At 62.4% G+C, this 25695-nt stretch carries 25 protein-coding genes; 7 read left to right on the top strand and 18 right to left on the bottom strand.

The genetic code is table 11. The features are described from left to right. The first annotated feature begins 4 nt into the window (after positions 1–4). A complete protein-coding gene (locus PCO31010_RS04135) occupies positions 5–1072 on the top strand; it encodes a tyrosine-type recombinase/integrase (RefSeq protein WP_174984309.1) in 1068 nt (355 codons plus the stop codon). 254 nt (positions 1073–1326) lie between these two features. On the opposite strand, the gene PCO31010_RS04140 is transcribed toward PCO31010_RS04135, so the two are convergent. The 7 genes from PCO31010_RS04140 to PCO31010_RS04170 form a co-directional block, all read right to left on the bottom strand. Continuing rightward, positions 1327–1554: a hypothetical protein gene (locus PCO31010_RS04140; RefSeq protein ID WP_150663099.1), complete on the bottom strand. Its 228-nt coding sequence runs from the start codon at positions 1552–1554 to the stop codon at positions 1327–1329. Between the two features lie 260 nt (positions 1555–1814). Further along, positions 1815–3008, bottom strand: a complete 1194-nt coding sequence (locus PCO31010_RS04145) for an acyltransferase family protein (protein WP_150663100.1) — start codon at positions 3006–3008, stop codon at positions 1815–1817. Between the two features lie 413 nt (positions 3009–3421). Then, entirely contained in the window at positions 3422–3877 is a 456-nt protein-coding gene (locus tag PCO31010_RS04150; RefSeq protein ID WP_150663101.1) for a hypothetical protein, read from the bottom strand. Between the two features lie 12 nt (positions 3878–3889). Continuing rightward, positions 3890–6385 carry a bifunctional diguanylate cyclase/phosphodiesterase gene (locus PCO31010_RS04155; protein ID WP_246184432.1) on the bottom strand — a complete coding sequence of 832 codons (2496 nt, stop codon included), beginning with the start codon at positions 6383–6385 and terminating at the stop codon, positions 3890–3892. Positions 6386–6388: 3 nt separating this feature from the next. Then, positions 6389–7030 carry a methylamine utilization protein gene (locus PCO31010_RS04160; protein WP_150663102.1) on the bottom strand — a complete coding sequence of 214 codons (642 nt, stop codon included), beginning with the start codon at positions 7028–7030 and terminating at the stop codon, positions 6389–6391. Between the two features lie 309 nt (positions 7031–7339). Next, positions 7340–7834, bottom strand: a complete 495-nt coding sequence (locus PCO31010_RS04165) for a DUF934 domain-containing protein (protein WP_150663103.1) — start codon at positions 7832–7834, stop codon at positions 7340–7342. Next, positions 7824–9830 carry a DUF2849 domain-containing protein gene (locus PCO31010_RS04170; protein WP_150663104.1) on the bottom strand — a complete coding sequence of 669 codons (2007 nt, stop codon included), beginning with the start codon at positions 9828–9830 and terminating at the stop codon, positions 7824–7826. Before PCO31010_RS04170 ends, PCO31010_RS04165 begins: the two co-directional genes overlap by 11 nt. A 218-nt stretch (positions 9831–10048) precedes the next feature. Between PCO31010_RS04170 and PCO31010_RS04175 the strand changes: the two genes are divergently transcribed. Beyond that, on the top strand, positions 10049–10294 hold the full coding sequence (locus PCO31010_RS04175) for a hypothetical protein (protein WP_039402924.1): 246 nt from the start codon (positions 10049–10051) through the stop codon (positions 10292–10294). Positions 10295–10312: 18 nt separating this feature from the next. Here the strand turns inward: PCO31010_RS04175 and PCO31010_RS04180 are convergent, their stop codons facing one another. The 3 genes from PCO31010_RS04180 to PCO31010_RS04190 all read right to left on the bottom strand — a co-directional run bounded on the left by PCO31010_RS04180 (position 10313) and on the right by PCO31010_RS04190 (position 13170). After that, positions 10313–10672: a hypothetical protein gene (locus PCO31010_RS04180; RefSeq protein ID WP_150663105.1), complete on the bottom strand. Its 360-nt coding sequence runs from the start codon at positions 10670–10672 to the stop codon at positions 10313–10315. Positions 10673–10752: 80 nt separating this feature from the next. Further along, on the bottom strand, positions 10753–12327 hold the full coding sequence (locus tag PCO31010_RS04185) for a GGDEF domain-containing protein (protein ID WP_150663106.1): 1575 nt from the start codon (positions 12325–12327) through the stop codon (positions 10753–10755). 93 nt (positions 12328–12420) lie between these two features. Beyond that, positions 12421–13170, bottom strand: coding sequence for a YoaK family protein (locus tag PCO31010_RS04190; protein WP_150663107.1), 750 nt, complete (start codon positions 13168–13170; stop codon positions 12421–12423). Positions 13171–13257: 87 nt separating this feature from the next. On the opposite strand from PCO31010_RS04190, the gene PCO31010_RS04195 reads away from it, so the two are divergent. Next, positions 13258–13653 carry a BLUF domain-containing protein gene (locus tag PCO31010_RS04195; protein ID WP_150663108.1) on the top strand — a complete coding sequence of 132 codons (396 nt, stop codon included), beginning with the start codon at positions 13258–13260 and terminating at the stop codon, positions 13651–13653. A gap of 126 nt (positions 13654–13779) precedes the next feature. On the opposite strand, the gene PCO31010_RS04200 is transcribed toward PCO31010_RS04195, so the two are convergent. The 7 genes from PCO31010_RS04200 to PCO31010_RS04230 all read right to left on the bottom strand — a co-directional run bounded on the left by PCO31010_RS04200 (position 13780) and on the right by PCO31010_RS04230 (position 20754). Continuing rightward, positions 13780–14826 (bottom strand): ABC transporter substrate-binding protein, encoded by a 1047-nt coding sequence (locus PCO31010_RS04200; RefSeq protein ID WP_150663109.1) that lies wholly within the window; start codon positions 14824–14826, stop codon positions 13780–13782. A 79-nt stretch (positions 14827–14905) separates the two neighbouring features. Beyond that, on the bottom strand, positions 14906–16051 hold the full coding sequence (locus PCO31010_RS04205; RefSeq protein WP_150663110.1) for an NAD(P)/FAD-dependent oxidoreductase: 1146 nt from the start codon (positions 16049–16051) through the stop codon (positions 14906–14908). After that, entirely contained in the window at positions 16044–17504 is a 1461-nt protein-coding gene (locus PCO31010_RS04210; protein WP_150663111.1) for an FAD/NAD(P)-dependent oxidoreductase, read from the bottom strand. Before PCO31010_RS04210 ends, PCO31010_RS04205 begins: the two co-directional genes overlap by 8 nt. Then, complete coding sequence (locus tag PCO31010_RS04215) at positions 17497–17895, bottom strand: (2Fe-2S)-binding protein (RefSeq protein ID WP_150663112.1); 399 nt, start codon at positions 17893–17895, stop codon at positions 17497–17499. The genes PCO31010_RS04210 and PCO31010_RS04215 overlap by 8 nt, the downstream gene beginning before the upstream one ends. Positions 17896–17918: 23 nt before the next feature. After that, on the bottom strand, positions 17919–18713 hold the full coding sequence (locus PCO31010_RS04220; protein ID WP_150574625.1) for an ABC transporter permease: 795 nt from the start codon (positions 18711–18713) through the stop codon (positions 17919–17921). Positions 18714–18761: 48 nt separating this feature from the next. Further along, positions 18762–19667: an ABC transporter permease gene (locus PCO31010_RS04225; RefSeq protein ID WP_039397742.1), complete on the bottom strand. Its 906-nt coding sequence runs from the start codon at positions 19665–19667 to the stop codon at positions 18762–18764. Then, positions 19660–20754, bottom strand: a complete 1095-nt coding sequence (locus PCO31010_RS04230; RefSeq protein WP_039402917.1) for an ABC transporter ATP-binding protein — start codon at positions 20752–20754, stop codon at positions 19660–19662. Before PCO31010_RS04230 ends, PCO31010_RS04225 begins: the two co-directional genes overlap by 8 nt. Positions 20755–21051: 297 nt before the next feature. On the opposite strand from PCO31010_RS04230, the gene PCO31010_RS04235 reads away from it, so the two are divergent. The 3 genes from PCO31010_RS04235 (at position 21052) to PCO31010_RS04245 (ending at position 23503) form a co-directional block, all read left to right on the top strand. Next, positions 21052–21921: an IclR family transcriptional regulator gene (locus PCO31010_RS04235; protein ID WP_150663113.1), complete on the top strand. Its 870-nt coding sequence runs from the start codon at positions 21052–21054 to the stop codon at positions 21919–21921. A gap of 167 nt (positions 21922–22088) precedes the next feature. Continuing rightward, the gene (locus PCO31010_RS04240; protein WP_150663114.1) at positions 22089–22565 is read left to right on the top strand and encodes an OsmC family protein; all 477 of its coding nucleotides are present in this window, start codon (positions 22089–22091) and stop codon (positions 22563–22565) included. Between the two features lie 131 nt (positions 22566–22696). Next, the gene (locus tag PCO31010_RS04245) at positions 22697–23503 is read left to right on the top strand and encodes an alpha/beta fold hydrolase (protein ID WP_150663115.1); all 807 of its coding nucleotides are present in this window, start codon (positions 22697–22699) and stop codon (positions 23501–23503) included. Positions 23504–23784: 281 nt separating this feature from the next. Here PCO31010_RS04245 and PCO31010_RS04250 read toward each other — a convergent pair whose 3' ends face one another. After that, positions 23785–24741 (bottom strand): DUF72 domain-containing protein, encoded by a 957-nt coding sequence (locus PCO31010_RS04250; protein ID WP_246184434.1) that lies wholly within the window; start codon positions 24739–24741, stop codon positions 23785–23787. Between the two features lie 358 nt (positions 24742–25099). Between PCO31010_RS04250 and PCO31010_RS04255 the strand changes: the two genes are divergently transcribed. Beyond that, positions 25100–25672 carry a flavin reductase family protein gene (locus PCO31010_RS04255; protein ID WP_150663116.1) on the top strand — a complete coding sequence of 191 codons (573 nt, stop codon included), beginning with the start codon at positions 25100–25102 and terminating at the stop codon, positions 25670–25672. The last annotated feature ends 23 nt before the right edge of the window (positions 25673–25695 follow it).

A 25695-nucleotide genomic window follows, 5' to 3' on the forward strand; every position in this document is an offset into this window, starting at 1 on the left:
CCGCGTGCTGCTGAATCACGGTGCTTACTATTTTTTCGCGCCTCAACCGACGCGCAACCCGTGGACCGGCAAGGTGCAGCGATGGATAAGGCTTTGCGCAGAGTCCGACGGCGAGTCGGTAATGCTCACGAAGCTAGGCGAGCTGCTGGGCGAGCAGAAGTTGATCACGGGCACGATGCCTTACCTGTGTGCCGAGTGGAAGGCGAACAAGCTGGGTAGATACTCTGCCGAGGTGCAAAAGGACTATGGTCGCATGGCCGACACAGTCAGTGCCGCCTTCTCCGCGTTCACCGTCGCGCAGGTGAAGACCAAGACCTGCGCTGACTTTCTTCGGGCGAACTTCGCCGACAAACCCAACACCGCCCAGAAGTACGCCAACGTACTTCGCAAGATGTTCCGCTATGCGATCAGCGAGATGGGGCTTCGAGATGACAATCCGTGCGATCAGTTGGACCTATCCGACTACGAGACCAAACGGCGCGAGAAGCTGCCAACGCACGAGCAGCTTGGCGCCATCCGTACTGCTGCCCTCACGGGTGACGACGGACTACCGACTGAGTCAGGCCCGACGTTTCAATGCATCATGGACATGGCCTACCTGTGCTGGCAGCGCGGCGTCGACATTAGAACGCTCAAGGAAAGCCAGATCGACGACACCGCTGGCGTGATTCGCTTCAAGCCGTCAAAAACGGCGAAAACGAGTGGCAAGGTGCTTGACATCGCGGTGACTCCCGCGATTCAGCGCGTCATTGACCGTGCGAGGGCCATCAAGCGGACAAGGAAGATGATCAGCCCATACCTTTTTCCAACGCGCGACAAGACGCCTTACACGAAATCGGGCCTGAACTCGGCATGGGTTCGCGCTCGCACACGCGCGAAGATCGTTGACGACATCCTGTTCCGGGACCTTCGAGCCTTGGGGGCGACCGACGCGGCGAAGGCCGGGAGCCAGCGGACGGAGATTCAACGCCGTCTCGCCCACACCAGCGGGAAGACGAGCGAAATTTACATCAAAGAGGCGATACCGGAGACATCCCGAATGGACGTCAAATTGCCCTGGGAATCCGCCTAATACATGCCTGGAAGGCTATACGACACGGGCCTTTTCGGCGCGCAAAAACTGAGCAAGTTTTAGGCGACTCTCACGCAAACCCAATGGACATCGGGTTTTCCAGCGAGTGCGGCCCCGCATGGGGTGCAGGTGGTCGGAGGTTCAAATCCTCTCGCCCCGACCAGAATTGAAAAACCCGCACAGTCTTTGGCTGTGCGGGTTTTTTCATGTCTGCATCATTGGGACACGAAACGGCGAGTGAGCATCGCCGACGACTAGTGCCAACCGCGATGCCAACCGTAGCGCGGATGCCACCATCCCCATCCATAGTGCGCGTGATAGCGCCACGAATAGCCGGGACCCGGCACCACACCGACGGGCGCAACGTACACGACACCCGCGGGGGCAACCTCCGCCGGCTCAACCGGTGCCACCACGCAGCCGGACAGCGAGGCCGCCAACAGAAGCGGCACAACAAGGGTGTAACAGGACTTGGATTTCATGATCGATAATCTCAACGTTGTCGCCTGAACTTTGCGTAGCGCTTACTTTTGGGGTTTCAGTAGAAATGAGGGGGCGCCTGCTCTCATAAACGCCCGCTGCGCGGCAAATGTTGACGCAATGCCTTCGCGAATTTGTAAGCCCGTATTACTCCGCGTTACGACTTGGAAGGTGTCAGTAGCGTTAGCGAATAAGAGTTAAAAAAACCCGCACAGTGTTTGGCTGTGCGGGTTTTTTACTTTCTGAATCGTTGCGGCGGCGGTTAAGACGTCACAACCTGCCGGATCGCTCGCATCCGGCTCGACAGCACCGCATGCGTTTGCAGCAAGAGGCGGCGCATCGGACGCTCCCACAGCACGTAGACAGCCACCGACGTAATGCCGATGACGAGGCAAAGCAACAGCAGCGTCAGCGGCCACGGAAGTAGCGTCGTCCACCCTTTCGTCATCGCGTACTTGATGATGAGCTGATGCACCATGTAGAGCGCAAAACTCGCCTCTCCAAGGAACACCAGAACTCGATTGGAAAGCCCCCGGCTCAACGCACCAGCAGAATGCGCGAACACAAAGATCATGAATGCGAACACCAACACGCCACCCGCTACGTCCAGCCAACTGCCGAATATGTGAAAACCACGTCCCAGAACGGCGGCAACGACATAACGCGAAACCACGCCAAATGCCAATAGCAACAAGATCGCGCCGACCTCAAGGACGTTCGCATGTTTCGTCACAAAACCGGAATAACGTCGCTCGCGAAACACTCGCGCGGCCCACACGCCCACGGCGAACTCGAAGAGCCTTGCAAACGGACTCTGCGAAACCAGCAGTACCGCCGAGAACCTCCATGGATCCTCAGACCACACGGTCGCATGGTTGAATTCAAGCAGAAAGAGGCCGATCGCCGTCAATATACCGATCAGGATCACCACCTTTCCGACCTGCCGGGAAGCCGCCAATACAGGAAAGAGCAGATAGAAGCCGAACTCGGCCGAAATGCTCCAGGACACGGAATTCAACGAGAAGACGTAGCCGTACTGCGGAATCCATGCATGCAACATGCTGAGATTCGTCAGCACCTTGGGTAGCCAAAAGCCATCGAACAGCATCGCGCGATCATAGGCAAACACGACCGCGAAGACACACAGCGCATGCACCGGCCACAAGCGCGCAAGTCGACTCGCATAGAACTTGGACAAGGACATCTTCGTCGCATCCGGATAAACCGTCGACAAGATGAAGCCGGACAGCACAAAGAAGAACGACACACCCAACGCCATCTGATTAATCGACGGCATCGGAATCACCACACCTTGCAGGTGATAAAAAACCACAAAGAACGCCGCAAAGAACCGAAGCGAAGTCAACGGCGCTATTCGGCCCTTCCCAGAAATTCCGCCATCCGTTGCCTCGGAATATTTATTTTGGACTCCATATAAAACGTCGGACTTCGACATGCGTGTTCGATCCCTCAACTTTGATGAGCAGAATCCCACTTGGCGGATGCAAATCGGAAATGCTGCTCAATGGCCAGCATGAATGAGTCCTGCGTCGCGTCATGCGCTATCGCGGCACATCGTTATGTCCGGACGGATGCTTCGGATCGGGTCAACGCAGGAAAGCCCGGAGGCTACCAAGCCAGCGGGCGTTGGTGACGCATGGCGGACGAGAATCAGCCACTTCCCATGGGGCGGAAGGGAAAAGGCCCAAACAGGAACCGGCCGCCTCCCATCAAATCGCGGGTAAGAAACCGGAATAATCTGTGCGAACGGGAGCCACGCTCAGTGACGGCGGGTGCCGACTGGGAGGGGGAACATGTTTAGGAGCCCGTGCGTCGTGACGGACTCCCCAAAATGCAGGAATTTTTCGCTTAATCCGACACCGGGATATAAGCCTTCATGGTATAGCGCGCGTCCGGCATGACGACCAAGCGCGCTTCGATCACGCGCATGCCTTCGTATCGAACGCATACCGGCATCACGTAGACGCAATCGAACACGCGCTGCACTGTCGGTTCGTCGCCGGGCTCTGCTGCACGAAACCGCATCGAGCGCAATCGATCCAGTAGAAAGCCACGGACGTCCTGCTCGGAGGGTGCCTCGACGCCGATAGCACGGGCGAATTCATCGTGTGCGAATTTGCGGACGAGATCCACCGTCTCGTCCAGATTGGCCTGAACCGCGACCGTTTTCATGATGTCCTCACATCGTTGCGCCGTGGTAACCGTTATGAATGTGTCAGTTTGTCGAGCTGATCCATCGTCGCCCGTCCGACTGCCCCCTGCGAGCGCGACGATGAAAAGATAAGACAAAATTTCCGCTTTCAAAAGACTGGATTTTTATACAGCCTCGCTCCCCGGCTTTTGCCATGCCTGCGCCCAGTCGACCAGCTCGGTTTCCGGCAGCGGTTTGCTCAGGAAATAGCCTTGCGCGAAGTCGCATCCGAGCGCGCGAAGCTTCTCCAGCGTCACAGCGTCCTCAATGCCTTCCGCCACGATGCGAATGCCCATGCTGTGGCCCAGCGCAATTGTCGAGCGTACGATCAGCGTGTCGTTTTGCTCATGCGCCATCCCCTTCACGAACGACCGGTCGATCTTGATTTCCTCCACCGGCATGCGCTTCAGATACGACAGCGATGAATAGCCTGTGCCGAAGTCGTCGATCGCAATACGCACGCCCATGCGATGCAAGCGCTCCATCGTGATCAACGCCTGCTCCGGATCGTCCATCAGCGCGCTCTCGGTAATCTCGACACACAACCAATGCGGTGCAAGCGCGTGTTCGCTCAACACCCGCTTGAGGTAATCCGGTAAATCGACGTCCACCAGATCGCGCGCGGACAAGTTGATCGACATGCCAAGCGGAATCCCTCGCGCATGCCATGCGGCGCACGTCGCGATGGCCTCCGCCGCGACCCACCGGGAAATGACGCGGATGAACCCGGTCTGCTCCGCAAACGGAATGAACTCCGCCGGAGGCACGATCCCCCGCTTCGGGTGCCGCCACCGCACCAGCGCTTCGACACGCACGGCCCTGCCGTCCGACAAGTCCACTTGCGGCTGATAGCAAAGGTACAGGCCGCCATGCTCGATCGCATGACGCAGATCGCTCATCAGCGACAAGCGGTCCCGGTCGCGACTCTCGGTATCCGGCTCGTACACTGCGACGCCCAGATTCGAACGCTTCGCCGCGTACATCGCGAGATCCGCACGCCGCAGCAGCGTGTGCATGTCCGAACCGTGATCGGGATAGACGGCGATGCCGAAGCTCGCGCCAACGTCCACCGTCTGACCGTCGACCACGATGGGCGCATCGAGGGCGCTCGCAAGCCCCGTCGCACACCGATGCGCCGCCGCCTGATCGCCGCCGCGCACGAGAATGGCGAACTCGTCGCCGCCAAGACGCGCCACCATATAGCCCGACGCTTTAAGCTCGGTGCTCAGCCGGTGCCCCGCCTCCCACAACAGGTGATCGCCGACGTGATGCCCCAGCGTGTCGTTCACGTCCTTGAAGCGGTCCATATCCATGAGGATGACGGCGAACGGGGCGCCGCCACGATACGCTTGCGTGATGTCGGCCTGCATCCGCTCGCTGAACGCCGCGCGATTCGGCAGCCCGGTCAGCGTATCGACGTAAGCCAGTTCGGTAATACGCTCCTCGCGCTCGGCAATCGCGTTGCGCATCAGGTCGAACGCGCGCGCCAGATCGCCGGTTTCGTCGCGGCGTCGCACGTCGATGGCCGCCGCGTAATCGCCCTTGCCGATGCGTCGTGCCAGATCCACGAACGCGGCCAGCGGACGCGTCACGCTACGCGCGATCAGCGCCGCCCCGAGCACCGAAATCACAATGCCGCCGAGCGTCAGCCAGAGTAGCGTCGAGCGAAGTTGACGGAACGGACCCGCCGCCTCGGTCAACGAGCGTTGCAGCACGGCGATAACGGGAGCGGGAGCGGGAGCGGGGGCGGCGGCGCCCGTCCCGGACAGATTGACAACGCGTGCGGCATATCCGCTCACGCGCGACGTCGTCTCCTTCCCCGTCACGCGAATGACGTTCCGGGTCAGCGCCGTTTGCAAGTCGGCACGATCGGCCGACGGCAGCGAACTCGCCACCACCTCCCACTGTCCGGAGGCGACGCGATGCACCAGTGACACCTCCAGCCCCGACAGCTCGTGCATGTCGCGCGCGAACGCGTCGTCGAGTGCGAAGCCCATCGTCACCCAGCCGATGATCAGCGGCGCTTTGACCGGCACACTCACCAGTTCATACGCGCGGCCGCCGAGCATGCCAATCACGGAGACGGAGGTGCCCGCCTTGCCTCTCAGGTTGCCGCGCGGTGTGCCGGGTAGCGCGGAGTCGGTCGCATCGGTGTCGTCACCGTCGCTCACCGCGCCCGACACCCGCGAATCGGCGATCACCGCGCCGTTCAGATCGACGAGTAGCGCCACGTCTGCATGCACACGCTCGCGCACGTTCTCAAGTGCCGAGTGCATCGTCACCGGGTCATGCAGTGCCACTGCCTCACGAAATCCGAAGTCGGCCGTGACGACCTGAGCCACCTGCGTCAGTTCGTCCGCCTTGGTTTGCAGCGCCCGGCAGAACACGCGCTGGCCGACCGAAAGCTGCTCCGCGACCTGCGCGGAGGACGCGTCGTTGAGCGCCCGGCTGGCCGTCATCTGCATGACGGCGAGCACCACCAGAATCAGGGCGACGAACACCAGCGTGATCTTCGTGCGCAGACGATGCCAGCCAAGACTGGCCAATTTGCCACGCGTAATGCCAAGAAATCGGCCACGAAGGTTGCCAGGCAATCTCAGGAATGCAGGAAAGAACGACACGCGTCAGTCCCCATGCAGCGGCAACGTCAGCGAAAGCAGTTTGGCTCCTGCCGAAACGTCCGCCGGTAGCCTGAATGTGCCCACGACGGCAGCCGGTACGTTGCCCAGACGCGGGTGCCAGACCGACACGCGGTACCGCCCCTGCGGCACTTGCGGTAGCTCGCCCCGGCCGGTTGCCCCGGTCTTCGCGAAGTACGGCGTGTCCACGACCACGACGTACGCAATCATCATGTCGTGAATGTTGCAGCCGATGGTGACCACGCCGGGCTTGTCGAACACCACGCGCTTCGACCCGCCGCGATACAGCTTCAGCTCGAAGCGTTTCGCGTCGGAAAGCGAATAGACGTCGTGCGCGATGTCGTCCCGATTCGGGAAATCGATGGCCGCCCCCCTCTGCACGACGGTGACCAGCGGCATGAACATCTTGTGTTGCTGGACGATGGACGCCGCTGCCGGACGCGCCACTGGCACCTTGCCGTCTTCCGGGGTGAGATAGACGACCGCGTCATCCAGTGCGACTCCGGTGCTGTCGCGCACCTGGAAATCCTGCGCCACGGCGGCCGCGCCGTGCAAGGCCAGCGCCAATACCGCCAGGCGCGCCCCCTTGAGGGCCGCACGCAGCGGCAGACGTCCTGTTGTCTTCATGATGGAATTGCGATGTCGCGCAGTGCAAACGGAAACGGGGGAAACAGAGAAACGGGCAGTGATGGGGAGATAACGCTACAAACCCCTGAACTATTCCTACGCACCGATAGGAAATTTGCCGTCGTCGCAGTATGCGTCAGGCGACCTTGCGTTGCCTTTCAACGCGCCATCAAGCCGAACGCGTCCGCAAAAGCTGGGAAATTCGCTTTACTTTCTACTTTCGTTTTACTTTTTGGAATTTCCGCTTTGAAGGGTACGTGCACGGCGGCGCACGGGAATGCGCCGGGCCGTGTCACGTCGTTTGGGTCGTCAGGCCGTCAAACGAGCAAGCAGCGTGCGCGGACGTCCGGCACGCACTTGCGCGGCCAGTGCCGCTTCGCGCCAGCGTGCCGTGGGCACTTCCGACGGCGAGAGCAGGCTGTCGAAGCCGCACGCCCACAACATCGCCAACTGGTCGGGCAACAGCGGGCCCGCCGCACGGATGGCCCCCTTGAACTGCCACTTGTCGCGAAGGAACTTCGCCAGCGTGAAGCCACGGCCGTCGCGCGTCTTCGGGAATTCGATCACCACGAGTTCCAGCTTCGGCAACAGCGCCGCGATGCGTTCGGGGTCGTCGTGACCCTGCACGCGAATACCGGCAGGAGCTACGCCCTGTGCGTCCGCCGCGAGCCATGCGTCGAGCGGCAGCACGGTGTCATTGCTCACCTGATCCGCCGCGCTGGCATCGTTGGCGGCATTGGCGACGTCGGCCGCGACATAAGTCCAGACGTCCTCGACGGGCAGTCCGTTACGATCAATCAACATGCAAAGCTCCCTTGAATTCTTCTGCACCCACGCGTCCGAGCGTATCGATGAAGCGCTCGCCCTCGTTACGCAGCTTCAGGTAGCGTCCGAGGATGTTTTCGATCACTTGCGGCACCGCTTCGTATGAGACCCCCGGGCCGAGAATCTTGCCGACGGCCGCGTTATCGTCCGCCGAACCGCCCAGCGTGATCTGATAGTTTTCCTTGCCCGCCTTGTCCACACCGAGAATGCCGATGTGCGCCACGTGGTGATGCGCGCAAGCGTTGATGCAGCCCGACACGTTGAGCGTCACCGGGCCGATATCGCGCTGTTGCTCCTCCGTGAAGCGCAGCGCGATACGCTGCGCCACCGGCACCGAACGGGCGTTAGCCAGCGCGCAATAGTCCAGCCCCGGGCACGCAATCGCGTCTGAAATCAGACCGATGTTCGGCGTCGCCAGACCGTTGGCCTTCAACTGCTTCCACAGTGCATGCAATTCGTCGCGCTTCACGTGCGGCAGCACGAGGTTCTGCTCGTGCGTCACGCGCAGTTCGCTGAACGAGTACTGATCGGCCAGATCGGCCAGCACCAGCATTTCCTGCGCACTCGCGTCCCCCGGAATACCGCTGGCAGGCTTGAGCGAGACGACCGCGCTGATATAGCCCGGCGCTTTATGCTCGTGCGTGCAGGTGTCGACCCAGTGCTTGAAGTCGATGTCGTTCGCGTAGGCTTGTGCGAAGACGCTCGACTCGGCGGGCAGCGTTTCGAATTCGGGGAGGATGAAACGCTCGCCAATCGCCGCGATGACGTTCTCCGCAAGCGGACGATGCGTCTGTGCAATGCGTGCGAACTCTTCCTCGATCATCTCGATGAACTTCGCGGGCTGCATTTCCTTGATGAGGATCTTGATGCGCGCCTTGTAGATGTTGTCGCGACGGCCCAGCGCGTTGTACACACGCAGAATCGCCTCGACGAAGCGCAGCAGATCGGCCTCGGGCAACCACTCGCGCACGAGCGTGCCCACGATCGGGGTGCGGCCCAGCCCGCCGCCCGCATAGATCTGGAAGCCGACTTCGCCCCGCTCGTTCGTGCGCGCCAGAATGCCGATGTCATGGAAACGCACGGCGGCGCGGTCCGTCTGACCGCCGGTAATGGCGATCTTGAACTTGCGCGGCAGGTACGTGAATTCGGGGTGATCGGTCGACCATTGACGCAGAATCTCGGCGTACACGCGCGGGTCGACGACTTCGTCCTTGGCCGCACCGGCGAACTGATCGGTCGTTACGTTGCGGATGCAGTTACCGCTCGTCTGAATGGCGTGCAGATCGACGTCCGCCAGTGCCGACAGAATGTCCGGCGAATCGGTGAGCGTCGGCCAGTTGAATTGCAGGTTCTGACGCGTGGTGAAGTGACCGTAACCCTTGTCGTAGCGATTCGCCACGTAGGCCAACTGACGCAGCTGAACCGCGCTCAGCGTGCCGTACGGAATCGCAACGCGCAGCATGTAGCCGTGCAGTTGCAGGTACAGGCCGTTCATCAGACGGTAGACCTTGAAGTCGTCCTCGCTGAGTTCGCCGCTCAGACGGCGCGCCACCTGCTGACCGAATTCGTTCGCGCGATCCTTGAGGTACTCACGCTCCGACGGGTCATACCGATAGATGCCCGCATGTTCCGGGGCGACGGTCAGGGCCGGGGCATGCGCCAGTGCGGCTTGCGTACCCGCGTCGGCTGCCTGCTTACCGAGGTCTTCGCGCACCGAAGGGCCGCGCGCGCGCAGTTGCTCGCGAAAGTCCACCGGCACCGGGCCAGCTTCGCTCAGTTCTGCCGGACGTGGCACGGGATCGACGATCAGATTGGCAGCAGCGGACGCCTTGGCGGCGGCTTGCGCCTGATCGAGACCGTCGGCATCGAACACATGCGCCTGCGTCAGATCGTCTACCCAGTTGTGTTGTTCATCCAGCCAGACGACCAGACCGTCTTTGAGCCGGTTCGCCGAAATCAGATTGCCTGCGTTCATTCGATGCTCTCGATACTTGTAGTTTTGGCCGCGAGTTGGGGGAAAACAATTCGCGATTAGAACCGCAGGCTATCAAGAGGCGCGGGAATATACGAATATTGACTAGTTATGTAGGCATTACGAGATGTTGTTTGGCGAAAAATTGATGTAGATACCTGTATTTTTATACAGTAGTCGTGCTACATTTCCCATCATTCCATTTCATCGTGAGTGACACCATGAGCGACGCCAAATCCATCAAGTTCATCGTCGTGCCGTATCGCAAGAACAAGGACGGCGTATTACAGCCAGGTGAGTTGCGTCAGGCGAGCACGGAGTTCGGTGCGGTGCGCATTGCGCAGTCGATGGCCTCCGGCTTTGCGGGGATCGCCGCCTACGAAGTGCTGGTCGACGAAGAGGACGGCACGATGGACGCCCCGCGCGTGTTGTTCCAGGAAGGTGCCATTCCGGCGATGGCCGATTGAACGGATTGAATGGGCCGATCAATCCGGCCGCGACGGGCGGGCAATGCTGTCGAACCGCTTGGTCTGACGCGGATGTTGCAAATTGCGCGTATCGAGCGCGTTATTCGTTGCCGCCACTTCCTGATCGCTCGGCCCCGTGGACGGCCCGTTGCGCTCGCTCACCGTCCGATTGATGCTCGCGCTGGCGGCATGAGCGTCGGTGACCGTTGCGGTCGGCTTGCCCACAGCGGCCACGGCGGTGCTCACCGCCGGTGTCTGATTCGACTGACGGATGCTGCCAAGATCGCTCGAACCGAGGTACGACTGTGCACTGGCATGACCGAACGTCAGAAGGCCTGTCAGACATACAATGGCTGCGAAGAATTTGGTGTGGTTCATATGGCCCCCGTTAGGTGATTCGTTAGCTTTCGACATGGAGCCATTGTCTCAGCGTCTTTTCGCGTTGTCGCCGACATAAATCACAGTTGACGCCCGCCGCCACCTCTCGACTTCGTCCTAAGTACCACTGCACTGACGCGATTGCGTCCATTTTGCTTGGCCAGACGCAGTTGCTCGCCCGCCGCCTTCAAAATCGCCTCGGCGCTATCGCACTCCGCCGCCCGCCCGGTGGCGGCCCCCACGCTCACCGTCACCGTACCTGCCGTACTCCCCTCGTGACCGATATGCAGACGCTCGATATCACGACGCAGTTGCTCGGCCATGACTTCGGCCCCATGCGCGTCGGTGTCGGGCAGCACCACGGCAAACTCTTCTCCGCCGTAGCGCGCAGCCATATCGCTGTCGCGTCGCACATGCCCGCCGATATTTTTCGCGACGGCACGCAGGACGTCGTCGCCAATCGAGTGGCCATAGGCGTCGTTGAAATGCTTAAAGTCGTCGATATCCGCGAACAGGATCGATAACGGGCTGCCCGAGCGTTTCGCACGCCGCCATTCGCTGCCGAGTTTGGCGTCCAGCGCCCGCCGATTGGCGAGTCCTGTGAGTCCATCGGTCATCGACAGGCTCATGAGCCGTGCAGCGGCCGCGGTCCTTGTGCGCATCGCGGCCACCAGCAACCAGGAGCCCGCCATCAGCGTGGCAGCACACGCGAGGGCAATCGCACCGAACAATAGGGCGTGGCGCTGCCATTCGTGCAGAAGGTCATCCGTCGACGGCGTGACTACGACGAACATCGATGCCCCCGGCACCCGCACTGACCGGTACTCGCTCGCCTGCGTCCCACGCGGAAATGCCAGCGCTGCCGCGAGATCGCCGTTACGCGCCGCGTTGCCCGGCAAAACGACAAGTTGGCCCGGTCTCGCACCCGCGCAAGGATCGCAGGCCAGCACCGTGCCCTTCTCTTCCACGATGTCGATGGATTTCAGATCGGCCGAATCCACGTCGCTCACCAGCGTGCTGAGACGATCCAGCCGCAGCGCAAGCACTGCGACCCCGGCAAACGAATGATCGGGGGCCGCGATGCGGCGCGTAAGCGCGACCGACAACCGGCCGCCATGAGTACGTGACGCGTAGGGCTGGGAGATATACAGGCCGAGCGACGGGCTGCTCTCATGCGAGCGGAAGTAATCGCGATCGGCCACGCTAACGGGGGCGCCCTGCGTCCGGTCGAGCGGCGCGGCAATGCGCCCGTTCTTGTCGACGACGTAAGCATCGTCCAGAAAGTCCCGGCTCAGCGCCTGTCCGAAGCGTACACGGTCGCGCATCCGGTCCGGAAACAGCGGCGTGGCCGGATCTTCCGCCTCACGCACCATCTCCATGAGCAGTGCATCGTAGACCGCGATGTTGCCGCCCAGGCTCGCCGCGACCACCGACGCCACACTTTGCGCCCGCTCCAGCGCATGTTCGTGGCGCGCCTGCCGGTCGGCGCGCAGCAGCAGCGCTACGCCAGCGAGGATCGCCAGCGCGATGATCGTGCCGATCACACCGATCATCCACGGGTAGTCGTCGAACTTGCGGGACACCGCTTGCAGCCGCTTACGGATCCAGTTTCCGGCCGGACTGCGCGAACTTGGTACACCTGAGCTTGTAGTCATAGCGAATGGCCTGACAGCGATACCGGTGTGAAGATCGGCGAGGATGCCGCGCGCTAACGTGCATCAACATACATCAATGTGCGCCAAAGTCCTCTAACGCACATTCCGAGAGATGTCATCGAGCAGCGGCACGATAGCCAGCATGATGAGCACCACGGCGAGCGGAATCGTGGAGACGAAACCCAGATGCTTGAAGCCCAGCGCCCCCGTCATGCCGCCCAGAAAGAACATACCCAGCAGCGCGCAGAGCAGTCGCAGCTTCTGCCGGTCACCGGTCACGCGCGGCAACTCCTGCGCCACACCCGGCCGGTTCCAGTAACCCATCTTGCCGAGTTCGATACCGATATCCGTTACGAGACCGGTTACGTGCGTCGTCCGAATTTCGGCCCGGGATATCTTGGTGATGATGGCGTTCTGCAAGCCCATCACATAGCACAGCAGTCCCACCGTGGCGGGCACGTACAAGACCCGGTGACTTTCCAGATTCGCGCCCATTACGCCGAACGTCAGCAGGAGCAGCGCTTCGAACATGAGCGGTGCCGCGTACTCGCTGTGGGTATGGTGGCGACGTCCCCAATGGATCAGCACGCTCGATGTGGCCGCCCCGAGCAGGAACGACAGCAAAGCGCTTAGCCCCGCGAGCACCAGCACCAGTTGACCGAGCGCGAGATTATCGGAGAGCGACGCCACGATCCCCGACATATGCGACGTATATTGCCCGACGGCGAGAAAACCGCCTGCATTGGCCGCCCCGGCGACGAAAGCGAGCGAGCAGCCCAAACGCCGGTTCGCCGCATCCGTGCGCACCGGTTGGGTAAAGCCACGAAGGTAGTTGATCGGCATGACGCTGGAGTCCCCGGCTTCGCACTTGGAGTATTCTAATGTGCGTTGACGCAAAGTCGACGAGTGACTTGGGGGAGATCAACAATAATGATCGAGTGCTACGCATACACCAGCCGAGCCCTACCCGATCTTGATCCGGTGGCGCTCTCGAAAATCATCGTGCATTCCCGCGGATTCAACGAGAGCTATGGCATCACCGGCCTGCTGCTTTACGACGGCACGACTTTCTATCAATACATCGAAGGGCCTGCCGAGCCGCTGGCGGATGCCCGCCAGCGCATCGAAGCGTCGCGTCACCACTCGTCCATCCAGGTGCTGCTCGACGGCACGCCCCGCCAGCCCGGCGCGTTCTCGACGTGGAGTCTCGGCTATCTGATGCTCGACGAGCCAGCGCACGCGCTGCATGCCTTCGTGATGCCCGCCGACCACGCGCAACTCGTGGGGGCCTTCAACGTGCTTGCGGAAAAGGCCGACGTGATGTGACCTCGGCTTGCGGGTACGTTCATATGCACAGTACCTGACCTTGAAAACAACAACGCCGGGCCACCCTGAGGGACCCGGCGTTTTCGTGCCGCAGGCGTGACGCATATCACGCCCACGACAGCATCATTACTGCTCGATCTGACGGTTCCAGCGCTGATCCCACTGCGCGCGACGCTGGTTGATGGCGTCCCAATCGACCGTCTTGATGTTCTTGGTCAGGTCGTCGAGCTTGCCCAGACGCGTCTGCATCGTGGCCGGGACGGTAGCCTTCGGGTTCGTCGGGATGTACGCACCGGCGGCAGCGGCCAGCGACTGACCCTTGGCCGACAGCAGATACTGCGCGAGCTTCTGCGCCATCGCGTTGTCCGGGCTGTTCTTCACCACACACAGGTCGACGAGCAACTGCACCGCACCTTCCTTCGGCGCGACATAGCCGACCTGAATACCCTTGTCCTGAAGATCGCTCACGGCCGTCGGCGTCAGCGGGAAGATCGCGGCTTCGCCCGTCTGGATCATCTCGGAGAGCTTGGCCGAGTTCGGGATGTACTCGACCACGTTCGGGCCGACTGTCGACGCCCACTTCGTGAAGCCCGGCTCGACGTTCGTCTCGCTGCCACCCCAGATGCGGTTCAGTGCGAGGAAGCCGTGAAGGCCGAACGTGCTGCTCGACGCCGACTGGAACACCACCTTACCCTTGAACTTCGGATCGGCGAAGTCGGTCCACGAGGTCGGTGCGGCCCAGCCCTTCTCCTTGAACAGTTTGGTGTTGTAGCCGATACCGGTCATGCCCAGTTGCACGCCGGCGCCCATATCGTCCTTCACGCGTGCGGACGGCATCAGCTCCTTGAGCACGGGCGAATCGTCCAGCTTCTGGCACACGCCCATGCTGATGGCGCGCGCCATCACGCCGTCGTCCAGGAACACGACGTGCATTTGCGGGCTGTTACGGTTGGCAAGCAGCTTGGCCAGCACGTCCGACGACGTGCCCGGCACCACCACGACCTTCACGTTGTTGGCCTTCTCGAACTCCGGGAAGACCTGGCTCGTGTAAGCCTTTTCCATCGGGCCGCCATTCATGCCGATGTAAAGCGTTTTGGACTGCGACCAGGCTGCGCTGCTAGCGCCCAATGCCAGCGCCGCAGCGCACATGACGACCTTCTTAGACAGCTTCATCGTGGTTCTCCTTGCGTTTCCAGGGTGTTAGGAATGTTGTTTGGGACGGACTCTGAACGTGTGGGATGCGTTGGGTTCCTCAGACTTCGGCGTGCGTGGCAGTGACTGCGGCAAAGCGGTCGACGGCGAAGGCATCGATCGGCGTGGCCGTCTCGCCTTGCGTCACCAGATCGGCCAGCACTTCGCCCACGCCCGGCGCGAGCAGGAAGCCCCCCCCCGAGAAGCCGAACGCATGCACCAGACGCGGTGTCGTGCGGCTCATGCCGATGATCGGGTTGTCGTCGGGCGTCTCGCCCTCCACCCCGCTCCACGTGCGAATCAGCAGCGCATTACGCAGCGCAGGCAGCAACGCGCACGCTTCTCGCATGACAGCGCGCGTGGTGTCGGCCGATGGCTGGGCGTATTCGCCGTCGCCTGTGCCGCGTCCGCCGCCGATCACGCAGTTGCCGCGCTCGACCTGCCGCGCATACACGCCGCCGCCATACACGCCGAGGTTGTGTCCGACAAACTTGGGCAACGGCTCCGTCACCCACATGTTCGGGTAGATGGCATGCATCGGCACACGCTCGCCGAACGTGCCCGCAATGTGATTCGCCCACGCGCCGGAGGTATTGAGCAACCAGTCGCAACTCACGTGCAGTTCGTCGCCGGTTTCCGGTTTCGCCGTCAGTTGGAAGCGCACACCGTCGTGCGTCACCGACGTAATCGGCGTGCGCTCGCGAACGTCGGCACCGAGGGCGCGAGCGGCACGCGCGAATGCGGGCGAGACCAGACGCGGATTCGCGTGACCGTCGCTCATGCACAGCGAACCGCCGACAGCCCCCTCCCCCAGCCACGGGAAGCGCTCGCGAAACTCCGCGCCGCGAAACACCGTCGTGGACAAGCCGTAGTTCTGTGCCATTGCCGACCACGCGTCGAGGGGTTCGAGATCGCTCTCGCGACGCGCAAGCCGCAAGTGGCCCGAGCGGACGAATTCACCGTCGATGCCGATCAGCTCAGGCAGACGATCCCAGATCCGACGCGCCCGCATGGCGAGCGGCAACTGCACTTCAGGACGGCCCTGACAGCGCACACCGCCGTAGTTCACGCCGCTGGCCTGCGCGCCGCAATAGCGCCGCTCGAACAGCGCGACTTTCAGGCCACGCTCGGCCAGCGCCCGCGCGGCCGAGGCACCGACCAGCCCGCCACCGGCGACGACCACGTCGTAATGCAAGGTCTCACTCATCGCGCGCCTCCTCGGGAATGGCGGCGACGTTTTCGTCGAATAACATCGGGGCAATCGGAATCGGTTTGATCGGCGCCTGCGCACGCAGCCGCCCCACTTGCGCATATGTCTGTCCGCTGGCGTCGGCCAGCACATGACAGGCCGCTTCGCCGCACATACGGCCCTGACAGCGGCCCATACCCACACGGGTGAGCGCTTTCAGGCGGTTGATTTCGGTGACACCGTCCTGACGAACGCACTCGCGCAACGTGCCCGCACTGACCTCCTCGCAGCGGCAGACGAGCATGTCGTCGGGCCATTGCGCGGCAGGGTCTTTCGGCAGCGCAAACGCTTGCTCGATGCCTTCGCGAAAACGACGGATGCTCGCGAGCTTGTGTTCGATGGTCTTCGCGTCCGGTGCATCCGGCATGGACGGGGCCGCGACGCCAAGGTCTTCGAGCAACGCCAGCGCCGCGCGACGGCCTGCGAGTTCGGCGGCGTCTGCCCCTGCAATGCCCGCACCGTCGCCTGCGAGATAGATGCCGGGTTGCGAGCTGCGTCCGGCGGCGTCGCGCTCGGGCAGCCAGCATCGGTTCAGATCGTCGAACACGAAGCGACAACCCGCGAGATCGGCCAGTTGCGTCTCCGGTCGCAGGCCGAAACCGAGACCGACGGCATTGCATTCGACGCTCGACTCGCGACCGTTGTGCTGCCAGCGAATCGCGCGCACGCCTGCCGTGCCGTCGATGCCTTCGAGCGTCACGCCGTATTCGACGCGCACGCCGCGCGCACGCAACCACCCGAGGTAATAGACACCCTTGGCAAACGTCGACGGCTGACTCAGCAGACGCGGCGCGGCCTTCGCCTGTTCCACGAACGGGCTGGTATCGAGCACGGCAACGACATTCGCGCCAGCCTTCGCATATTGGTACGCCACGAGATACAGCAGCGGCCCGGTGCCAGCGAACACGACGCGCTCGCCAATCGCGCAGCCCTGTGCCTTGAGCGCGACCTGTGCGCCGCCCAGTGTGTACACGCCCGGCAGCGTCCAGCCCGGTGTGGGCAGCACGCGGTCGGTCGCACCGCTGGCAATGATCAGATGCGTGAACGGGACCGGCGCTTCACGTCCGCCGTGCATAGTGTGCAAACGCTGCGGATCGCACGCCCACACGAGCGTCTCAGGCCGGTAATCGACCTGCGGCAGAAGCGCCGCCATCGCGTTGTGCACGGCATCGGCCTTCGCTGCTTCGAAGCCGTACAGCGCCTGCTTGCTGCGTGCAAAACCTGCCCCTTGTGGCGGCTGACGATAGATCTGACCGCCCCAGCGAATGTTCTCGTCGAGCACGATCGGACGCATGCCCGCAGCGACCAGCGTTTGCGCGGCACGAATGCCCGCCGGGCCTGCGCCGACAATCACGATGTTCGCAACGTTGGCGACGTTGGTGTCGCCGGAAGTCACGATGCGCTCAGCCATGCGAGCCTCCGTGGACTTCGCTCGCATCAGGCGCACGCGTGACGATGCGCATGCCCGCCTGTATCGTGGTCGAGCAGGCACGCAGACGCGTGAGTTGGGCGTCGCCGCCGTCGGCGCTCACCGTCTCACAACGCACCCAGCAGTCCTGACACGCACCGATCATGCAGAAGCCGGCGCGCGGCGTGCCGCTGAACTCACTGATGCGCACGTGCCGTTGATGCGTGAGGATGGCAGTGAGCAACGTATCACCAGCGAGCGCCTGCACCGGTTCTCCGTCGATATAGAACGTTATGGGCGCACGCGCAGTCTCGGCCAGACGCGTCAGTTGCGGATGGCAAACGGACGAGCCGGACGCGCGCACGTCTTGAGGAAATTGGGAAGAGCTGGACATAAGAGTCGTCGTGGAGCGCGCGTTCAGTGCTGGCCGATGAGAATGCGATTCAGACCGTAGATGCGGTCGAGCAACAGCATCGCGCCGAGCGTGACGGCAATGACGAGCGCCGAGACGGACGCCATCATCGGATCGATCGACTCGGTGGCGTACATATACATACGGACCGGCAGCGTGACGGTTTGCGGCGCGGTGAGGAAGACCGACATCGTCAGTTCGTCGAAGCTGTTGATGAACGCGAGCAGCCAGCCACCGGTAATGCCCGGCAGAATCATCGGCATCGTCACGCGGCGGAACGTCGTCCACGATCCCGCCCCGAGCGAGGCCGCTGCGTTCTCGACGCTACGGTCCAGGCCGCTGATCGAGGCGAGCACGAGACGCATGATGAACGGCGTCACGACGATCATGTGCGCGAAGATGAGCGCGCCAAACGAGCCCGTCACACCGAGCATGGCGAAAAAGCGCAGCAGCGCGATGCCGAGCACGAGGCCCGGAATCACCAGTGGCGAGAGCAGCAGACCGTTGAGGAAGTTGCGGCCCGGGAAGCGCGAACGACCGATGGCGAGCGCCGCAGGCAACGCAATCGCGAGCGAGAGCGTGGCCGAGATGAACGCCAGCTTCAGACTGGTGAAGAACGACGCGATGAAGTCGGGATAGTCGAGAATCGCCCGGAACCAACGCAGCGAGATGCCGCGCGTGGGCAGCGAGAGCGTCTGCTCCGGCGTGAACGCGACCAGCACCACGATGATCATCGGGGCGAGAACGAAGAGGATGACGAGCGTGTGGAACGCGAGCGCCAGGGGACTGTTTTTACGCATGATGGCGAGTGAGTTCTGTTCTGCTTCAGTTCGGCAATAGCGTTGGCCTTAGCCCATGCTGCGCGAGTAACGGCGGTCGAGCAGACGGTAGTACGTCAGCATCACGATCAGGTTCGCCACCAGCAGCAACACGGCGATGGTTGCGCCCAGCGGCCAGTTCAGCGAGCTGAGGAACTGGTCGTAGACCGCGGTGGCGGCCACTTTGAGGCGGCGTCCGCCCAGCAGACTCGGGATTGCGAAAGCGCTCGCCGACAGGCCGAACACCATCAGGCTGCCCGACAGAATGCCCGGCACCAGTTGCGGCAGCACGATGCGGCGCAGCGTCGTCGCTTGCGACGCCATGAGCGAGAGCGCTGCGTTTTCCGTCTGCGGATCGAGGCGTTGCAGCGATGTCCACACCGGAATCACCATGAACGGCAGCATCACGTGCGCCAGCGCCACCACGATGGCGAAGTTGGTGTATTCCATCTTGAACGGCCCCATGCCGACCAGCCCGAACGCCTGATTGATCAGGCCGCCCGAACTGAGCAACATGCTCCAGCCGAACGCACGCACCACGATGGACACGAGCAACGGCGAGAGAATGATCAGCAGGAACAGCGAGCGCCACGGATCGCCCATGCGCGAGAGCACGTAGGCTTCGAACGTCCCCACCACGGCGCAGATCGCAGTGACCGTGAGCGAGATGCCGAACGTGCGCAGAAAGATCGTGTGGAAGTACGAGTCGAACAGCACTTCCTTGTAGTTCTCGAACTGGAACGCGGCAATCGGGCCACTTGCCGGATCGAACTGATAGAACGTGAGCGCGAGCGTCATGAGCAACGGGATCAGCACCAGCGCCACGAACAACAGCATGGCGGGCGCACTCATCACCCACATCGGCAGATAGGCGCTCCACGGTGCGCGCGCGACCGGCGCGGCGTCCGTACGCGGGACTTGCAGCGTCTCAGCCATTCGAGCACGCTCCTGCGGAAACGAAACGCACCGCCTCCGGCTGCCAGTCCAGACCGACCGGCGCCCCTTCGCTCAACGGCTCACCGCCTTCGTTCTGGCAGCACACGAGCACCTCGCCCAGCGCGCTGTCGACGCGGTACAGCCACTGGCTACCGAGGAAGAAGCGGCTTGTGACCGTCGCCGACAGACGGCCGGTCGACGGGGCGCACAAACGCACCTTTTCCGGACGCAGGCACATGGTGATGGCGTCGCCCACCGCCATGCCACGGTCGCGCGGTGCGAGGTCGGCGAGCGCAGCACGCTGCGTGAGTTGCGCGCCCAGTTCAATATGCAGATGCTCGCCGTCGCGCGCGGCCACACGCCCGTCGAGCATGTTCGCCTTGCCGATGAACTGCGAGACGAACGGCGTTTCCGGACGCTCGTAAGCACGGTACGGCGTGTCGACCTGCGTGATGCGTCCGGCTTCCATGACCACAACGCGATCGCTGATCGACAGCGCTTCGGATTGGTCGTGCGTCACCATGATGGTGGTCGTGCCGATCTTACGCTGGATCGAACGCAGTTCGAACTGCATGTCTTCGCGCAGCTTGGCGTCGAGGTTGGACATCGGCTCGTCGAGCAGCAGCACCGGCGGCGCGATCACCACGGCGCGCGCGATGGCCACGCGCTGACGCTGGCCGCCCGAGAGCTCACGCGGGAAGCGATGACCGAGCGCTTCGAGCCGCACGAGCGCGAGCGCTTCGCGAATGCGGTCCTTACGTTCCGACTTGTCGACGCCTCGCATCTCCAGACCGAATCCGACGTTATCCGCCACGGTCATGTGCGGGAACAGCGCGTAGCTCTGGAACACGATGCCCAGACCGCGCTTGTTCGGCCGCATGTTCGTGATGTCGCGCCCGTCGAGCGTAATGCGCCCGGTCGTGGCTTCGACGAAGCCCGCGATCATCTGCAACGTGGTGGTCTTGCCGCAGCCCGAGGGGCCGAGCAGCGAGACGAACTCGCCCTTCTCCACCGAGAGATTGACGTTCGAGACGGCATTCAGCTCGCCAAACGTCTTGGAAACATCCGTCAAAGTCAGAAAAGACATGGTCACTACCTTCGGACGCTCGCGCGTCGCATGAAATGCAATTGCATCGAACAGTAGCGAGCCAAATTGCATGTCGCAAGATAACGATTCCATGAAATGAGATAAATTTTCAGATTATTTCGTTTGACGGAATGTTTCACGGATGGACAAAGCTTTTCGTTTCGCGTCACCGTCTCGGGATAATCCCTAACTTATGCTGAATATTGGTTGTTTTTGCGGGTTTCGACGCATCGCGCCAGTTTTCAAGTCGTAGCGGCTTACGCTAGTATTTCGTTTGACGGAATATTCGAGACCCTGATGACCACCTCCGATTCACCCCGCGCAACGGCAAACTCGTCTGCGGAATCCGCCGGCGCGGGCATATTGCAACGCACGTTTGCCGTCATCCGCGCCCTCGGCGAAGCCAAGCCCGAAGGCGAGCGCGTCACCCACATCGCCAAAGCCGTCGGTCTGAGCCAGGCGACGGTGCACCGCATTCTTCACGCACTCATCGCCGAGCAGGTCGTGGAACAGGACGAGTCGTCCAAGCTGTACCGGCTGAGCATCGATTTCTTCGCGATGGCCGCGCAGGCGGGCAACCCGAGCGGCATGCGCACGTTGTGCCGTCCGTCTCTGCTGCGGCTGTGCGCGAGTCTCGGCGACACCATCTTTCTGCTGGTGCGCAGCAGCTTCGACGCCGTGTGCCTCGACATGTGCGAAGGCCCCTTCCCGATCCGTTCGTTCACCGGCGACATCGGCGGACGTGTGGCGCTGGGCGTGGGTCAGGGCAGTCTGGCGATTCTGGCGTTCCTGCCGGAGGCCGAGCGCGAGGAGATCATCCGCTTCAACGTGCCGCGACTGCGCGGCTACGGTGTGCTTGACGAGGTGTATCTGCGCACGGAGATCGAGCGCGTGCGTCAGTTGGGCTACGCCGGGAGCAACAGCGGTGTGCTCGACGGCATGGCCGGGGTCGCCGTGCCGGTGTTCGACCGCATGGGGCATGCCGTGGCTGCGCTGAGCGTCGGCACGCTGGCCGCACGGCTGTCGCAGGACCGCCTGCCGATGGTGGTGGAACTGTTGCGGCGTCAGGCCGAACTGATCGGCCCCCAGACGAATCCGTTCGACGTCGCCATGCGTCGCCCGATGCACGGCCTCACGCGCGCGCTCACGACGGAGCCGCTGGCTTAACGCTTGACGGGTTTGACACACGGGGTGGCATCGACGACGGAATCCGTCCTTTTGATGGCCGAAAATGGCCAGCATTTCATGCGGGGGACTGCGAAAATCGCGAGCGGGCCCGGCCTCCCTCCCTTTCCCACATCCTCATAGGCCGAAGCCTTCAGTGGAGAGCAGACATGGCATCAGGCGAACACGAGTACCGCGTCAACGTGGAATGGATCGGCAATCAGGGCAGCGGCACATCGGGCTATCGCGCGTACGGACGCAATCACGAGATTCGCGTTGACGGCAAACCCACGATCCCCGGCTCGGCGGACCCGGCCTTTCGCGGCGATGCGGCGCGCTGGAATCCGGAAGATTTGCTGGTCGCGTCGGCAAGCGCCTGTCACAAGCTCTGGTACCTGCACCTGTGCGCCGAGGCCGGGATTGTCGTCGAACGGTATGAGGACAACGCCGTCGGCACGATGCTCGACACCCCCTCCGAAGGACGCTTCACCCGCATCGTCTTGCGTCCACACGTGACGATTCGTGCCGGTGGCGATGTCGCGCTCGCCGAGCATCTGCATCACGCCGCACACGAGAAGTGCTACATCGCCAACTCGGTCAATTTCCCGATCGAATGCGAAGCGGTCATCGAGACGGTCGAGATTTGACTTCAGTGTCGTCAGCGCGCGATTGACCGGTGCGTGACGGCTTGATATGATCGGTTCACTTTGAAAACGCCCTCCCGGTTCGCCGGGAGGGCGTTTCGTTTTGGTTCCACTCACAACGTTGGAATCAGGACATGAACATCTCCGCAGAACGCTTCACCGCTGCTGGCAACCTCCTCGGCCATGCACGATACGGCGAAGGCCCGACGCCCGTGCTCGTCATGCACGACTGGCTCGGCGATCACACCAGCTTTGACGCCGCAATGCCCTGGCTCGACGGCCACGCGTTCACTTACGTCTTCGTCGATCTGCGCGGTTACGGACTTTCCATCGATTTGACGGGCGATTACACGGTGGACGAAATTGCTGCCGATTGCCTCACGCTCGCCGATCATCTCGGCTGGTCGCGCTTTCACGTGATCGGTCATTCGATGACGGGGATGGTGACGCAACGTCTGGCGGTCGATGCGCCGTCGCGCATTGCAAGCGCCACCGGCGTATGTCCCGTGTCGGCGGCCGGAAACCGGTTGAACCCCCAGGCCCTCGCCTTCTTCTCCAGCACGACCAAAGACGACGAAGCCCTGCGACGATTGTTCAAGTACGTCAGCGGCGGACTATCCGACGTTTGGGTGGATCGAAAGGTCAGGCAGAACCGCACCACGGTCTCACCCGCCTGCCGCGCGCGGTACCTCGATATGCTGGTGACAACGGATTTCGCCGCAGAAGTTCAGGGGGCTGAAGGGGGGGACACCCCGTTTCTAGTCATCGTCGGCGACAAGGATCCCGGGCTCGACGCGGCCGCAATGGAGCGGACCTTTCTCGCCTGGCATCCCAACGCGGCGCTGGAAGTCATGCCGAACTGCGGGCACTACCCTATGCAGGCATGTCCGCCGTATTTCGCGTCAGTGATCGAGGCGTTCCTCACGCATAGCGCCTCGTAATCGTTGTTGAATCAGCGGCAGGCGAGCGAACACCCTGCCGCACCAATCACGGCAATGGTACCCACGGCGGTGCCGAGCAAAAACGTTTGCGCCGAACTTGCGCAGCCCTGCAACCCCGTTGCTCCAACCAACAAGGCAGTGACAATTAGCCGGCGCATAACGCCTCCCATTCTGATGTTGGCGCATGGTAATGCGACAGCATCCCGAAGGGAGCAACTCGTAAGGCCCGGGAATGGATATGCGCTGGCCCGATGGTACGGTGCCTTCATGACGTCATGACGTCATGACGTCAGAAGATCGGTCGATGACCGTGGTATGCCGAAGGCATCGTCACCCAGCAACTGCATGAGGGTCATGGCGTTGCGTTGGCCCTGATCCTCGTAGTTGTTGTTGAACACGACGTACACGCGTGCAACGACTTTCGCGATCACACGAATCGGATCGACCAGCGCCGCCAGTTCCGCTTCGCGATAGTCGTAGTTGAAACGCTCGGACGCCGCCGTGCTGTCGCGCACGTTCCACGTCTGCTGATTGCGTCCGTGCAGACGCAAGACCGCCGCGAGTGGCGACGTCGCCTCCCAGACTTGCGGGATGCTGTTCGTGAAACCCTGCGGCTCGTCGACCGTCGTGTTGACCCAGCCCATCTCGCGCAACCACGCCAGTGTCTTGTCGCAACGCTCGCCATCGAACCATCCGCGATGCCGGAACTCGGCGGCGATGCCGTAACCGGTCATGCGCTGCGCGCAGGCTTCGACGTGCTCGCGGCTGGACTTGTCGCCCGTCAGCCACGGTGGAAACTGGAAGTGCACCAGACCGAGCTTTCCGGCCTCGCGTAACGGCTCGATGGCCTCCAGATAGCGCCGCCAGATCTCGTCGATCAGCTCGTTCGGCAGGTCTTTGTAGTAGACGTTCGCGCGCGCCCCCGGCGGCAACGCCGGCTGGAGATCCTTGGGGAAAGCGATGCGCGGGGTCTGGTGGCCCGTGAGCAGACGGAAGGCCTTGATATTGAAGACGAACGCGTCCGGGGTGCGCTCGACCCACAGCCTCGCATTGGATCCCGAGGGCATCGCGTAGTAACTGCTGTCGACCTCGACCATCGGAAACTGGCTGGCGTAGAAGCGCAGACGCGCTTCGGCAGACGTATGCCCCGGTGGATAAAACCGCTTGCAGGCGATCAGCGATTTGTCTGTCCACGACGCCGTACCGACATAGACCTTGCCCATTCCGGAGCCTCCCATTGGCGCGATGTCGACCACGCGTCGGCCGCGCATCGGCCGCACATCGGCCGGTTCGCCATCCCGATATTCCGGCAGCTTTCGCACAAGTATAGGCGCGCGCCAAAGCCTCACGGCGGCACTGCGTTCGACGTAAATTGCTCGGTGACACAACGCCCGGAGGACGGGGACTGGAATGGGACGAACGCATGAAATACTGCATGCACATCTGATCCGGCACGCGCTCCCCGCGGCGTGCCGTTTATACGGCCCGCAGCTGACCCTGCGGGCCGCCTTTTTCGGATGGCATGCCGCGCGCTATCATGGTCCGCCATCAACATGCGGCCCGACAACGGATCGCCGCCTGCACGGACCTCTTGCCATGACCGAACGTCTGCCCGTCGAACTTCCCAAAGCCTACCGTCTGCTCAACCACGGCCCGACCGTTCTCGTGGGAAGCGCGCACGACGGGCATCGCAACGTCATGGCCGCCGCGTGGTCGATGCCGCTCGACTTCTCACCACCAAAGGTCGCCGTCGTCATCGACCGCAATACACTCACGCGCGAGCTGGTCGAAGCCTCGGGCGAGTTCTCGCTGAATGTGCCCGCGCGCCTGATCGCGCGTGAAACGCTGGCGGTCGGCTCGGTGTCCGGACGTGACACCGACAAATTCGCCGAAGGCACCGGCATGACAGCCTTCACCGGCTCGCACATCGCCGCGCCGCTCATCGACGGCTGCCTCGCATGGCTCGAATGCCGGGTGATTCCCGAACCGCACAACCAGGATCGTTACGACCTGTTCCTCGGTGAAGTCGTAGCGGCGTGGGCCGATCCGCATGCGTTTCGCGACGGACACTGGCAGTTCGAACCCGGCACATCGCGCAGTCTGCATTACATCGCCGGTGGCAACTTCTTCGAGACCGGCGAAGCCTTCGAAGTCAAACCCGGCAACTAGCCCGATACGATACTTCTCTGCGA

Source organism: Pandoraea commovens (assembly GCF_902459615.1).
GTDB classification, from domain to species: domain Bacteria; phylum Pseudomonadota; class Gammaproteobacteria; order Burkholderiales; family Burkholderiaceae; genus Pandoraea; species Pandoraea commovens.